Consider the following 14,215-nt stretch of genomic DNA (forward strand, 5'->3'; position numbering starts at 1 on the left):
GAAAATCTTTGCGCAAAAGTTACTTTTTCTCTGGATTGGGGGCGAGTAGCGCAGAGACCGTGAGGTCGACAAAGCTGCCGAGTTGACCCGAATATTGGATATAGCCCTGTTGGTCAATGAGGTAGCAGCTCGGGGTGGCTTGGATGCGGTACTGGTAGCTCAGCTGGCCTTCAGGATCGCTGAAATGGACTCCGGCGACAGGGGTTTCTTGGAGGAATTTGCGTAGCGTGGCGGCTTGGTCGCGATTGACTCCAACAATCTGTACTGGCTGCCTTTGATAGGTTTGATGGAGTTTATTGAGGAACTTGATGGTGTCTGGCGCTTGTTCCCAGCTATTCCAGAAAACGAGCACGATGACCTTGCCAGCAAAGTTACTGAGTTTGAGTGGGAGACCATTGCTGTCTTTGCCCACGAGCATGGGGGCTTGGACGCCTTTGGAGAGTTTGGTCATCTTGTAAATCTCTTCTTTTGCAATATCGGCGAGCGGGATGCCATCAATGTCTGTATCTGCCGCATGGATGATGGATACACGGATGAGATCGAGTCGGCGGCGGTTGATCGAGGAGGAATCGCCAAGTTGTCCGAGTATGCCTGAGAGCGCGAGGCTGGCTTGGCCGCGTACCACCTTGCTCTTGTCTGAATCGACAATCGACTCGAGGAAGGCAATTTTCTTTTGCACCAAGTGGTTGCTGGCTGTTGCTTGTGGATCAGAATTTCCGGCATCGACTAGTGCGAGGCAGAACTTGCCCAGCTCTGGTGAGCCCGCGTGGTATTGCTCGATGTATTTGGTGAGATTGATGGTTCCTTTGGCGCTCAGTGTCGGGTGATGACGCAAGAGCCAAATGATGTACTCCATCGACCACGCTTGGTTTAACGAGCTGGCAATAGCGGCCACCATGCGCTTGCCATAGGCCTCATTGTCAGGGCGGATTTCTAATAGGCTCAGCTTCTCTTGTGGAGTCTGGGCCTTTAGCATCTTTTGGCGCCACTCGAGTTCTTCCACACGCTGTTCGACAACGATTTGTTTCGCAGTCTGGGCATCATTGGCCAGAGTGATTTTGGGAAGGAGTGTGAGTGAAAGTAATGCAAGAATACGCAGTCTCATGGGCACAAGGTAGCAATGGGAGGTGGCTTGACAAGTACTTGTTGGGCATGCGTGCAGTAGACAAAAAAAACGCGACCTGAATGGTCGCGCTTGGAAGAGATAGAGAGTTCTACGAGGTTTTTATGTTAGAGCGAAATTAGCTCATGATGAATCGGCCATGATAGACAGTCCAAGCGGCAGCTGCACCGAGAGTGACGAGCATGATCCATGCTGCTAGGCCTGTCACCTTCTTGCGCTTGACGAGTGTGAGAGTACCGCCAAGTGCAAGCCAGATGGCGAGCTTAATAAAAAACCACATAGGGAACTTGCCGCCTACCATGGCAAATCCAGAGATCAATGTGAGTGCAAGCCCGAGGCCGTGGGATATAGCGGCTCCTTTGGACCATTGCTTCATGCCGTAGGCGAAGCCCATGAAGATGAGGATGATACCGACGACGTGGATGATGTTGTAGATGTATGCTGGCATGGAATTCTGTGGTTGAAATGCGTGTTCAGCTATAGATGGATGTCTGTTGGGATGCAAGCCCAAGCTAGTTTGTCGGCAATTGCTAGACTGTGATAGAGTGATATGTAGCTAGTGTCGCAGTTGTCACTTTTCTGATGTTCCAGAATTTAAGTCATGCTCTATAGCTTTGGCTCGTATGGAAAAAGAGGACTATGCTCTCATTGATACTAAGGTTTGGAAGACGGTTCAAGTACCGGGATTGCAGTCACCGAAGCATCAATTGAGCTATGACAGCACGGAAGTGCAGAGGGTGTTGAAAGAGTCGTTCAACATGATGTTCCCAGAGATTGTGACTGGACGTAATGGTGAGAAACGCTACCAGGTCTTGAACAAGGCGGGTGAGGATATTATTCCTGAGGTAGAGCCAGCGAAGAATATCAACGATATCCCTCGTGCAGAGATGATGCGATTGATGGAAGGGTGGATTCGTCTGCGCCGCAAGGTGCAGGAAGGGGGCGTTCCAGCACGTGCGTCTTCCATTTTGCTGAATTTTCGCGTTCCTAATCCTCGTGAATCGTTAGATCGCTACATGATCCACACCGATCGCTCGGGGGAGCAGAAGCTGGTGATTCGTTGGGGGTATGAAAATGAAGACCACCGAGCGGTATCACTGGAGCGAGCGATCAGTGTCTTGATGGATGTGCCACTAGGCCATATGCGCAGTATTCTTTCAACTACGATGTCTCCCGGGACTGCGACGGTGCTCGTGGGGCAGACACCAGAGTTAGAAAAGGGTGATAGGGCGAAGCAGGATGAGACGTCCTCTAGCACATCAAAGTCTGCAATCATCGGCAGTATTGCAGCGTGTACGGTATTGGGAATAGCGGCTCTTTGCTGGTTGTTGTTCGGTGCTTCATCTGAGGATGAGGTTGCAAGTCTTGATACTACTGGCACTGCCTTGGGCCAAGCTATGTTGAACGAAGCGCCTGCCGCTACGCAGGTTCAAGAGGTCGTCGAGAAGCCGGCACTGGTGAAGGATGAGGTGCTTGTAGAGGCTCAGTTAGAAAAGGCACAGCCTAAGGTAGAGCAGCCCAAAATAATCGAGGTGGTCAAGGTGGTTGAAGTGGAGTCGGCACCTGTCGCTCCAGCGAAGCTAAGCCTTGATGCGATGGTGAAGGCTAAGCCAAGTGAAGAGAATGATTTGATGGGAGAGATGCTTGGCAAGCCAGGCAAAGCAGTAGGGGGAAAAAGTAGCATGGTGGATGTGATGCTGACTTCGTCTACTTCGACATCTGAGGAGCAAGTGCTTCAGTCAGAAGTTAAGCTGAAGAGCTTGATGGATGCGATGACTGAAAAAACAGCTCCAGAGAAAGTCTCCACTGACAAGGCAAGCCTGGAAGCAATGATCCACAATGAGGGCAAGCAGGAAAGCTTGCTCGATGCCATGAAGCACTAATTTTAACTATTCCCCCCAACTATACCCTAAAGACAATGATGAAAACTACTAAGAAGATAGCTTGGTTCATTGGGTTGATATCGGCCCTTATGATGAGCATGGCTCCTGCCGCAACTCTGAATGAAGAGTTTGCAAGCTTGAAAGACCAACGCGAGAAGCGCGAGACGCTGATCGACTACCTTAAGACCACGAAGGAAGCCTCCGAAGGGGTGGATGGCCTTCTGAAACTTAAGGACAGTATGCCACTGGCTGCTAAGGCCGTGGTGCATGCGGAGAACAAGGACCGCCAGCGCATGTTTGCGATTATCGCAACATTGGAAAATACCAGTGCTGCAAATGTGGCAAAGTTGTTTGCGCAACGGATGGGTGTCGACACCTCAGCACCTGAGTTTGTAACGACGCTTCGCCTTCACGGCTCGAACACCGTGGGTGCGAGCTTGGCTCCTGAAATTGTGAAAGCATTTCTAGCGAAACTAGGACACTCTGAAATCTCTGTGGAGAAAGAAGGCGTGGAGTCCAAGATTCGCTACAAGCAACTTGGCAAGCGAGAAATTAGCGTTGTTGAGATCAAGGCGCACGGCTCTAGCACCGCATTTGGTGAAACGACTTCATCCAAGAATGTTGGGCTGTTCAAAGGTTTTGCAGATATTGGGATGGCATCACGCCAAATCAAAGACAAAGAACAGGTGAAGCTGAGTGATATCGGCAAGGGTGACCTTCGCTCTGCAGCTTGTGAATTCCCCATCGCTCTAGATGGAGTGGCGATTATTGTGAACCGTAATAACCCGATTCAAGAGCTCACGGTGCAGCAGGTAGCGGCGCTATTTTCAGGACAGGTAAAAAACTGGAAAGAGCTAGGTGGCCCGGATCAAGCAGTCAATGTATACGCTCGTGATGAGCAATCTGGTACTTGGGATACTTTCAAGTCTCGCGTGCTCAAGCCTACGAAGGCGAAGCTTCGGAGTGATCAAGTGAAGCGTTTCGAAGACTCAGGCCTCTTGGTACGTAACGTGGCGAGTGATCGTGGCGGTATTGGCTTCTGTGGCCTTGCCTATGTTGATTCCTCAGTGAGCGGTGTCGGTGTGAAGGCCAGTGCTAGCACACGTGGTTTCCAGCCAACTCGCTTGACTGTGAAGACTCAGGATTACCCACTAGCACGTCTCTTGTATTTCTACTTGCCGATTGACTCAAATGACATGGCTCGCGATCTCGTGAAATTCGCGATGTCGAACGAAGGGCAGGCAGTGGTGGATCAGGTTGGTCTTGTTGGTCAGGGTCTCTCTACCCAGCAGGATGCGAATAACGCTGCCAAGCTCAAGAAGCAGCTTCTCATGGACTCCGCAGTACCTCAGCGCTATAAGGATCTCATTGCTGATGCTGACCGTCGCGATACGCAGGCCAACATCCGCTTCATGTTTGGTTCCAACAACCCAGACGTAAACTCCATCAATAACCTTGATCGTATTGCGAGCTACCTGGCGAATGCAGGTCGCGAAAATTACACCGTGATCTTGGCTGGCTTTGCTGACAGTGTGGGCGAAAAATCATCCAACTTGCGTCTCTCCGAGCGCCGCGCAAATGTGATTAAAAACCTTCTCCAAGCCAAAGGGGTGCAGAGTGTGGTAGCAACTGGCTTTGGCGAGTCGATGCCAGTGGCGGACAATGACAGCGATGCTGGACGTTCGAAGAACCGCCGCGTCGAGGTCTGGATCAAACGTAACTAAGCAAACGCTAAACCATTCCAATCCTATTCATAAGGGCAGGCAAGTCTCCAACTTGCTTGCCCTTATTTTTTCAATTCTGTCATGGATTTATCTAATTCTTGAAATGTTAGTTTACTAAGATCAGTATAGATGTTATTGAGATTCAGTATCAATTGGGAATTAATGGTTGTGATGGGAAAAGTGAAGACATTGTGTAAGTGGGGGTCTAAGGACATCTTGAAGCATCTCGAGACATTAGGAGAATGGACGGATGAACCACGTTATGCCTGCAAGAAGTGTGCACGTGTTTGTAATTCTAAGAAGGGGTTGTGCAAACCAGTGGCGCTTCCAGTGAAGGCTATGAGCTTTCATTGATCTCTTGTGATTGAGGGTGGGACAGAGGATCGACCTTTGTTTACTGGCATAGAGCTTACTATTGCCGTTGTGCTGGAGAGGCTGTTATTTAAAAATGTTTTGACTATTTCTGTAGATCTCGAGGAGAAGTTGTTTGTTATCAATGTTTTAGAGTCTTGACTTTACTTGCCTAACAATGGCATGATTTTTCTTTACTTCGATCATTTTGCTATCCCCCAATTTTGCAACTAGGAAAGTACATACCCACAATCATGCTATCACTATGTGGCGTGGCTACAGCAGCCACCACGATCACATTGAGTGAAGCGAATGCTATTGGCGGGACATCAAGTTTGGGGACATTGTCTGTATCGAATGCGCGGGTGGATCTAGCAAATGGACGTGCTCGTGACATGACTTATGTGATTGAAGATCTCGATTTTAATGATGATGGAATTCCTGATCCTGTGACGGTGGTGATCCGTGTGGAGCCAGTGGGGCTCAATGGACGCATCACGCGAAGTAACAGCAATGGGAGTTTTGGCTACCGTGGTGATAATCGAGCTTCCATCAGTGCGACTGATGAGAGGATGTTGGTCTCTGTGCAGTCTATCAGTGTCGCTGGTGGCTACAACATTGCATTTGATGGTTTTGAGGGGCTGAGCTTTCGCGGTTATGATAACAATGACCGTCATGCGTTTTACGATGGTGATGGAGCTGGTACGGGGGAGACGGTGGGGGATGCGAATCTTACAGGAGATAGCATCTATTTTTCGACACTACAGCAAACGATAGAGGTGGGTTATGCTGAGAACCTCGACCCGGGAGATCCTACCAATGATTTGAACAATGGTTATCGTCTAGCGTCCTACAATTTTGTGATCAGCAGTACGGAGGATGTGGTGGCGATTCCAGAGCCTTCAGCTGCAGCGATGTTCTGGATTGCTGGGCTAGGGGTGCTGCTGAGGCGCTCAAAGAGCACATTGCTCTGAGGGGCTGAGTTGGAATTGGATAGGACTGAGTATCGACAAAGTGCCTGATCCTTTGCTAACACTTCAGCATGAAAATGTTTTTGCTCATGCTTGTGATGCTTGGAGGTGCCTTTTGGTTTTGGAACTACAATGAGGGCAATGGCTCGGGTTTGAAGGGGATGTTTAATAATCTCTTTGAAGAGAAGCAGGATGTTTATGTGGTACAGAAGGGGGATACCTTGAGTTCTATCTCCCGACGCTATGGGCTCTCAGTTGAGGATTTGAAGTCTCGCAACCAGCTTAGCTCAGATGTGATCCATGTAGGAATGCAGCTCAAGGTAGATGGTGGGAATGTCACTCAGGGGCAGGCCAGTGAATATGTGGGACCACTGCCACGTAAATCGGCAGGCGAGGTCGTCGAGGCACCCAAGCCAAAACCTGTAAAACCTATTGCTAAAAAGCAACTTCCTAAGTCCACAGTGATGGAATCGCAGGAAATCGCCATCGACATTGATGATAAGAACCAGGTGTATTTGAAGACCAACGACGGTAAGTATAAGCCGGCTGGGGTCATTATCTATGGTTCAGATGCGGATAAAAATGGCAACGAGGTGAAGACGATTACCTATCGTGACCTCAAAGGAAAAGAGACCACGCTTTCAGGGGCGAATACTCCAGATGCAGTGATCCGAAAGTCTTTAGGTCAGTAAAGAGGTTCTTGGAGCCTTGTTATAATTGCTGAGCGCTTAGGTGCTCAGCTTTTTTTGTGCCGTCGGACTGGCTTTACTGCATGCATGGCTTCTTGAGATAGCATGGAGCCCCAGTTTCATGGTGGCAAGCATGCCTGCGAGGGCGGTTCATCGAGCCTGTGTTTACCAATATGGGGAGTTAAATTAACAGCTGTATTGTTAGGGGTGTAGTAAAAGTTTTTGATATTATACATGATTTGCTTATCACCTGTAAAGAAATTAATTGATACATCTAATTGATCGAATTTTTTTATCATGAATACAGAAGTTGTTTAACCCTTTGTTTTGTTGAGTTTGTTATGGCGTGAATCATACATTTATAGGATTTTTGATAAATTAATCTAAGTTGACTCAAAAATTAATTCAGTTCATACCTATTAGTTATACAGGTAATTACGTTCATGTGTGGCCAGAATGTGATAACTAAATTGGGGTGAACAGTGTTAGGTTGTTCAAGTTTTTAGTTAGAGCTCTGAGTGTTGATCGGGATTGTCTGTAGATGAAGCAATAAAACCACAACCTATTCATGAAAAACAACCAAACTAGACGCCCATTTAGTCGTAAGTGGCTGGCGTTAATGGCTGCAGTACAATGTTTTAGTACGCAGGATGCAGATGCAATCTTACACAACAATCAAGCCTACGGGTACATCTACTGGGAGCACGGCAATCCGATTGTTAGTCCACGCTACTGGGGGGTAGTGAATCCAGCAGCGGAAGCCAATCCAGATGTGATTATTCAAACAGGATATTATAGTTTGCGTTTTGATTGTGATGATGTGCAATTGACGGGTTTTGATGCAGTGTCTGGTTCTGATTATATGTCAGCGTTGACAGAGGATGTGACTACTTTTTCTCCAGCAGATATGGATTTATCGGTGACGGTGGATGGAGTTGTTTATACCTGTGTGTCAGGAGATGTTCGTGATGGATATAACTTGAATGTACGTTTGGTCGAAGCTGGGCAATATCTGCAGCGATTTGACCATCAAGGTTTGGTCTTTGAGGACGACCAAGGCAATCAGCTTGGAGCGTATGGCCGCATCGAAATCTGTGCTTGGCCTGAGCGTGTGACGTTCACGCTAGATTTTCGTGATGTGAATGGTGATCCGGTGGTGACAGGCATCACGGACACGAGTATCGACATTGTTTCTCCCAATGGCACCCAGTTTTCTGCAAGTGCCACAGAGAACCATGTGTCATTGGGGGTGATGCCTCAATTCAATGTGCAGATTGGAGTTCAGTCACCATCTGTCTTTGTGAATGATGCGATTAATGTGAGTGATAACAGCGCGCTCGATGTGAGCTTTGATGAAGTGCTGGGAGCGGTGAAAATTGATTTAGCCAACGAGAAATACTTCCGCTGGCCTGCTGACATCGATCAGGTAGATGAATTTGAGATCGAAGTGACGAATCCTGTTGGAGGTCCGATCACGATCCCTTTGGTGTTTGATGAGGGGCAAGTAGGTGCAATTACTGGTACTTCGATGGTGCTATTAGACGATGTCAATTATGGTGCGCCACTCGGTCAGCCGGTGCAGATTTCCAAGAACTGGCATTGGATTGCAGACCAACCGATGATTCATGATGGGAGTTGGTTGCGCGGTTCTACGGTGTTGACCTTAGACGCGAATGAAACCAAGCGCTTTCGTTTGAAGGTGGTTCGAGGGAACTGGGGGGCTCAGCCTGCAGCATCACATGCCCATCTTAGTTTGATTGGTTGGGGCGGTAACTGGAAGTGGGATGAAAGTGCTTTGGGTGGCTGGGGCGAGAGTATGTGCTTTGACCCTACCCAATCATTGGGGGGAGCGTTTCTGTCGGATATTCGACCTAGTTTCACGACCTCGATGAGTGGTGGTACGCACAATTGGACCGATAGTTCAGGCGGTGGTAACTTCCTTGTTTACTACGACAGCAACAACGAAATGCGTTTGCAGAAGCGTGTGAAGACGGCTTACAAGTGGACTGGTCCAAACGTGACTGAGGTGCATTACTCAGGGGTGACCGATGACGACAAGATTCGCTTCACCTACAAGAACCGCCTTGGTCGAACTTTTGATTATCAGCGTCGCTTCTTAGATTTCAAGTATGAGTTCCTTCAGGATGTGAATGACCCGACGCGCTTGGTATTCTACCAAATGGCTGCAGATCGCTATTACGGACCGGCCTATGACTACTACGACCTCGGTGATGACAATGGTTTGATTGCTACCCATGCAGCGGAAAAGGGTGGAGACACTTACAAAGGGTCTTTCCCATTCAATGATCGTTGGTTGGCGATTGATGACTTGGTTTCCATGGAGGGCAATGCAAGTCATGCACGTCGCGGTATCATCGCCAGAGACTTTAGTCTCAATGGGGCAGCCATGACACCTCATGTTCACAAGTGGGGGAACTCTTGGGCTCATGAGCGCATGTTCTTTGACATCAGCTCTGACGCGGTAACAAATTCTTACTCAGCAGGTGATGTGGTCGAAGGTGGAGTAGAGTTCTTGATGGTGCCAGTTGATTCTGCTGCTTATTGGGGAAGCGATAGCGAGTTTGCTGGTCGCTTGGCCACCCATCAGAATGAGTGGGATGCTGTTTACGATGAAGTGAAGAACAATGATGACCTAGTGGTGACTGCAACTTGGGGCACTGTGGAAGAAAACTTCCCAGTGAGTGTGAAGGCAAACACGACCAATGCGGTGCTAGCTGATATCACTATCCAGAATGGTGGAATCGGCTCAGTGCCGATTACGATCACTGATGTGCCAGCTGGTGGCTGGGTGATTGTGCAGCGCTTCGTGAATGGTACATGGCAGTTCCTTGAGAATGTGAACCTCCTCGATAGTGATTACTATCAGGGCTACTTCAATGCCGATGGTAACATTGATTACTCATTCAATATCAAGCGTCCAAGCACTGATCTCAGCGAGAGCTGGAGACTGCGTGTGCTGAAGGGCTGGTAAGCTCTTATTTCTAGCCAAATAGTTAACGGAGTCCGTTGGGTGCCAAGTGAGGTGCTGTGACGGGCTCCGTTTTTTTTAGGAAGCTACTTGGTGGTGGATTGCTTTCCGTAGAGGAAGTTTAAGCCACGCTGCAAGTCGTTCATGATGATCAATAGGATGGGCAAGAGAATCAAGGTGATCACGGTGGCGAAGAGGATACCAAAGGCGAGTGAGGCTGCCATCGGCTTGAGGAATTGTGCCTGCACTTCAGTCTCAAGCAATAATGGGTAGAGGCCGAAGAAGGTGGTGAGTGAGGTGAGTAGGATGGCTCGGAAGCGATCGGCGCCAGCTTGCATGCATGCCTCCCGGATTCCCATTCCTTCCTTACGTAAATCGTCAATACGGCAGACGAGGACGAGTGAATCGTTCACCACCACGCCTGAGAGAGCGAGAATACCAAAAATGGAGAGAATCGATACGGGAATGCCCATGATGAAGTGCCCCATGAGAGCGCCAATGATGCCGAATGGGATCACCGACATGATGATGAGTGGCTTACCATAGCTCTTCAATGGGATGGCAATCAAGATATAGATGAAGATGATGGAGAACATGAAGCCAATCTGCAGGGACTTCATCGACTTCATTCGTTGTTCGGTTTCACCGCTCTGGCTTAATGAAATGTTGGGGTACTTGTTGCGCATTTGAGGGAAGAACTCTTTTTCTAACTTGGTGAGAACTTCGTCAGATGAGGTGATGCCTTTGTCGATGTTTGCCTCGACTGCGACGACGCGCTTGAAGTCGTAGCGATCGATCGATGCGAGTGTGGTGGCGTGCTCTGTGTCAGCGACCAACGAGAACGGGATTTCGGTGTCACCATTTTTGCGAATGCGCATGGTACGTAGGGTGTCGAGTGATTCGCGTTGTTCGATCGGGTAGCGAACCATGACTCGTACTTCATCTCGGCCACGTTGCACTCGCTGGGCTTCACGGCCGTAGAAGGCGTCGCGTACGCCCACTGCGAGGTCGCGTTTGGTGATGCCGGCAGACTGAGCCTCTGGGGTGATAGAGTATTGGATTTCTGGTTTTCCGGAGTCGAAGGTGTCAATGACCTCATAAACTCCGGGGTACTTCGCGACGACTGACTTTAGGTCTTCGGCCACGGCTTTGAGTTCATTGAGATCTGAAGATTCCAAGTTGATGACAAGGTCGCCCCCTGGCGGGCCGGCTTTGGCTGCGAATGTGAGCGAGCGAGCGCCGGCGATGTTACCCACTTTTTTACGCCATTCTTTGAGGATCGTTTCAGTGTCGAGTAAGGGACGTTGGGTGGATCGAGTGAGCTCAGCTTCCACCGTGGCGGAGGTATTGGTGGAGGCGGAAACTTGGATTTCTATGATGGGGTTGTGCTGGTACTTCCCCTCAAATTCTTCGATGAGTTCTAATCCGGCAGCTTCAATTTTGAGGGCTTGCTGGTGAAGGTAGTCGACGGATTGGCCTTGTTCGAGCTCAAGGGTCACAGTGACACGGTCTTCATAGATGGTAGGGAAGAAGACGAAGCGAAGAATGCCGGCAGGGAGGAGGGCGATTACGACAATCAACACACTGAGGAAAGCAGTCAAGACGGCATAACGCCATCGCACGAGTACCGCGATGGCAGGCGAGTATACCTTATGGATTAACCACTGGAGGCCTTTTGAAATGGAAGCTTGAAACTTCGCCCACCGCTTGCTGATTGGGTTTTTCGGTTTGGCGTGAACATTGATGTGAGCCAGGTGGGAGGGGAGGATGAGCTTGGATTCCACTAAAGAGAAGATGAGGCAGAGGACCACGGTGATGGCAATCTGGCCAAAGACATTGCCCATTCGGCCACTGACTTGTGTGAGTGGCAAGAAGGCGGCGATGGTGGTGATCACGCCGAATGTGGCTGGGGTTACGACCTTGCTGACGCCACGCACCGTGGAGCGGATATAGCCCTCGCTGTCGGTGTGTTCCTGTTGTTTTTCTTTTTCGGAATAGATCGACTCACCGATAACGATGGCGTCATCGACCACAATCCCTAGAACGACAAGGAAACCAAAGGCTGAGATGACATTGACGGAGAGGTCGATGCCAGGAACAGGAAACAAGGCGAGGGCACCAGCTAAGGACACGGGAACGCCAATAGCCACCCAGAAGGCGAGGCGAAGGTTGAGGAAGAGGGTGAGGATGAGGAATACCAAGCCGACGCCTACAAAGCCATTGCGGCCCAGAAGGACCAGGCGATCGCGGATGTTGGTGGAGCCATCGCGCCAACTTGCGATATTGACTCCCTCGGGGAGTAGATCAGGGTTCGCTTCATATTCATCTACGAAGGCGCGCGCCTGCTCGACAGCTGTAAGAATGTCATCATTGCCTTCGGTTTTGATGCGAAGACTCACGCTGGGTTTGCCACGGAAGCGATTGAGGTGCTTCTGGTCGACGAAGTCATCCCTGACTTCGGCCACGTCTTTGACGAAGATGCGAGTGCCATCAGGGTTGGTGCGTACAGGGATGTTTTCGAAGTCTTGCTTGTTGTATGCTTGGTCTCTGCTGCGCAGAGAGATGTCTCCATTGGGAGAGCGAACATCACCGCCGCCGAGATCGATGGAGTTATTGGTGACGGCATTGGCGAGTTCATTAAAGGTGAGTTTGTAGAGTCGCAGTTTTTCTTCTGAGGGTTCGATAGAGATCTCATAGTCACGGTTGCCGACGGTATCAATTTTTGAGATGGCTGAGAGCCTGAGTAGGTCGTCGCGCATGTCGCGAGCAGCCTCTTTAAGTGTGCTTTCAGAAGCGTCACCGTAGAGTTCAATCCAGAGCACTGGGTTGCTGCGTTTTTGTTCGGTAATTACTGGGTTCTCAGCTTGCTCTGGGAAGCTGGATATGGCGTCTACCTGAATTTTGACATCATCGAGTAGTTTGGTGATGTCGTAGCCTTCTTTGGCTTGGACGGTGATGCGCGCTTGGCTATCGGAGCTGGTGGAGCGGACGTGGTCGATACCATCCACGGTCTGAAGTGATTCCTCTACTTTGATGGATACGCCGCGTTCGACGTCTTCAGGGGTGCCACCTCGGATCGGCACATTGACGACCACGGTCTCGGCCGCGAAGGCGGGGAAGCCTTCTTTGCGAACGCTGAATGCCGTGAAAATCCCAGCAACCAAAATGGAGAACATGAGGATGTTCGCGACGACTGGATTGGTGGCAAACCAGGTGATGTAGGGGTGCTTTTTCAGTGGTGATTCCAAAGCGAGTAGTGGGATAGTTGAGTTCTAACGAAGTTAGGTGTTGGCTTAGTTGGTGACCTTCACGGCTGTACCATTGCGGAAATTTGTGAGTGGTCGTTGCACCACGCGATAGGGAGGCTGCAGTGAGGTTTCAGTGATTTGTAGGAAGGTGGATCCTTCGTGGCTGGCAATGCGTTTCACCGGCGCCTTCACCAGATGATTGTGTTGATCTACCAACCAGATGTAGGCATCTCGCACGAGGGCTGCTTCTGGAACCTTGATGGAGTGTCCAATCGGTGTGGCAGGGATACTGGCAGTGACGAAGGTGCCGACTGCGAGTGGTGTTTCGCTGTCATAGGGATCGTTAATTTCAGCAATGGCGTAGGTGACTTGATTATTGGCGTCTACGCTGGGTACGGTGCGTACGATGCGAGCGGGCCATTTGGCCCCCGGTTGGACCGGGCTGGTCAGAGTGATGTTGATCCCTTGTTCGTCGTTGCTAGGGAGTGCGATGCGGCTGATTTGCTTGGGTGTGAGCGGGAGCCTTACCGAAACGATCTCGGTGGAGATGAGTGTGCCTAGGTTACTCTGAGCTGAAGTGTAGGAACCGAGAGAGGCACTGCGATCGCTGATGACGGCGTCGAAGGGTGCTCGAATTTTACAGCGCTCAAGGTCCGCCTCAGCTTTTTGAATCGCAGCTTGGCTAGCCTCCATATTGGCTTTGGCAGCATTAAGTTGGGGGGTGCGTAGGACAAATGGCGAGGCGGTGGTGAGGCTTCTGCCAGATGCTAGCCAATCCTCTCGCGCTTGTTCGGAGGTGATGGTTTCTTCGGCATAGGTACTCTGGTAGCCGCTGTATGTTGCTTTTTCGCGCGTGAGAGCGGCGTGGTAATCAGTGGGGTCAATCTCTGCGAGGATTGTGCCTTTTTTGACGTGGCTACCGACTCGGAACTCGGGAGACACATTGATCAACATACCTGATACCTGGGAGGTGAGACGAGTTTCGAAGTAGCTACGGATGTTACCATAGCTCTCGATTGGTGGTGAATGGAGTTCTGGGTTTACATCGGAGACGGTAAGCTCCGCTAGCGCGACCTCTGGGTTTTGAGGTGGTAGTGGCTTGCGACTTTTCACCATGACCACAGCGATTTGAGCTGCGACTCCTAGCAGAATAATTGGAAGAATGATGCGTAGTATGGTTTTCACGGGATTGGGTGTGTGATGGGTAGGTGGGCGTGATGTTCAAGTAGCATTCTCA

9 protein-coding genes are annotated in these 14,215 nt (G+C 49.9%); 5 read left to right on the forward strand and 4 right to left on the reverse strand.

Features of this window, described 5'->3' with window-relative positions:
- Positions 1–19: 19 nt before the first annotated feature.
- A complete protein-coding gene (locus tag F454_RS14255; protein WP_018969593.1) occupies positions 20–1,105 on the reverse strand; it encodes a peroxiredoxin family protein in 1,086 nt (361 codons plus the stop codon).
- A gap of 136 nt (positions 1,106–1,241) precedes the next feature.
- Entirely contained in the window at positions 1,242–1,571 is a 330-nt protein-coding gene (locus tag F454_RS14260; RefSeq protein ID WP_018969594.1) for a hypothetical protein, read from the reverse strand.
- Between the two features lie 175 nt (positions 1,572–1,746).
- Between F454_RS14260 and F454_RS0105310 the strand changes: the two genes are divergently transcribed.
- From F454_RS0105310 to F454_RS0105350, 5 genes are all read left to right on the forward strand, one after another.
- Positions 1,747–3,006 carry a hypothetical protein gene (locus F454_RS0105310; protein WP_018969595.1) on the forward strand — a complete coding sequence of 420 codons (1,260 nt, stop codon included), beginning with the start codon at positions 1,747–1,749 and terminating at the stop codon, positions 3,004–3,006.
- Positions 3,007–3,104: 98 nt separating this feature from the next.
- Positions 3,105–4,730 (forward strand): DUF1318 domain-containing protein, encoded by a 1,626-nt coding sequence (locus F454_RS14265; protein WP_018969596.1) that lies wholly within the window; start codon positions 3,105–3,107, stop codon positions 4,728–4,730.
- Between the two features lie 605 nt (positions 4,731–5,335).
- The gene (locus tag F454_RS0105340; RefSeq protein ID WP_156817147.1) at positions 5,336–6,055 is read left to right on the forward strand and encodes a hypothetical protein; all 720 of its coding nucleotides are present in this window, start codon (positions 5,336–5,338) and stop codon (positions 6,053–6,055) included.
- 68 nt (positions 6,056–6,123) lie between these two features.
- Positions 6,124–6,744 carry a LysM peptidoglycan-binding domain-containing protein gene (locus tag F454_RS0105345; protein ID WP_018969601.1) on the forward strand — a complete coding sequence of 207 codons (621 nt, stop codon included), beginning with the start codon at positions 6,124–6,126 and terminating at the stop codon, positions 6,742–6,744.
- A gap of 565 nt (positions 6,745–7,309) precedes the next feature.
- Positions 7,310–9,733 carry a hypothetical protein gene (locus tag F454_RS0105350; protein ID WP_156817148.1) on the forward strand — a complete coding sequence of 808 codons (2,424 nt, stop codon included), beginning with the start codon at positions 7,310–7,312 and terminating at the stop codon, positions 9,731–9,733.
- 83 nt (positions 9,734–9,816) lie between these two features.
- Here F454_RS0105350 and F454_RS0105355 read toward each other — a convergent pair whose 3' ends face one another.
- Together F454_RS0105355 and F454_RS0105360 are read right to left on the reverse strand one after the other, a co-directional pair.
- Positions 9,817–12,978, reverse strand: coding sequence for an efflux RND transporter permease subunit (locus F454_RS0105355; RefSeq protein WP_018969603.1), 3,162 nt, complete (start codon positions 12,976–12,978; stop codon positions 9,817–9,819).
- Between the two features lie 45 nt (positions 12,979–13,023).
- Positions 13,024–14,163 (reverse strand): efflux RND transporter periplasmic adaptor subunit, encoded by a 1,140-nt coding sequence (locus F454_RS0105360; RefSeq protein WP_018969604.1) that lies wholly within the window; start codon positions 14,161–14,163, stop codon positions 13,024–13,026.
- Positions 14,164–14,215: the final 52 nt, after the last annotated feature.

The organism is Rubritalea marina DSM 17716 (assembly GCF_000378105.1).
Lineage (GTDB): Bacteria > Verrucomicrobiota > Verrucomicrobiia > Verrucomicrobiales > Akkermansiaceae > Rubritalea > Rubritalea marina.

Excerpts from the sequence above, each read along its gene's own strand:
- F454_RS14255 (WP_018969593.1), bottom strand. The coding sequence starts at position 1,105 with ATGAGACTGCGTATTCTTGCATTACTTTCACTCACACTCCTTCCCAAA.
- F454_RS14260 (WP_018969594.1), bottom strand. The coding sequence starts at position 1,571 with ATGCCAGCATACATCTACAACATCATCCACGTCGTCGGTATCATCCTC.
- F454_RS0105310 (WP_018969595.1), top strand. The coding sequence starts at position 1,747 with ATGGAAAAAGAGGACTATGCTCTCATTGATACTAAGGTTTGGAAGACG.
- F454_RS14265 (WP_018969596.1), top strand. The coding sequence starts at position 3,105 with ATGGCTCCTGCCGCAACTCTGAATGAAGAGTTTGCAAGCTTGAAAGAC.
- F454_RS0105340 (WP_156817147.1), top strand. The coding sequence starts at position 5,336 with ATGCTATCACTATGTGGCGTGGCTACAGCAGCCACCACGATCACATTG.
- F454_RS0105345 (WP_018969601.1), top strand. The coding sequence starts at position 6,124 with ATGAAAATGTTTTTGCTCATGCTTGTGATGCTTGGAGGTGCCTTTTGG.
- F454_RS0105350 (WP_156817148.1), top strand. The coding sequence starts at position 7,310 with ATGAAAAACAACCAAACTAGACGCCCATTTAGTCGTAAGTGGCTGGCG.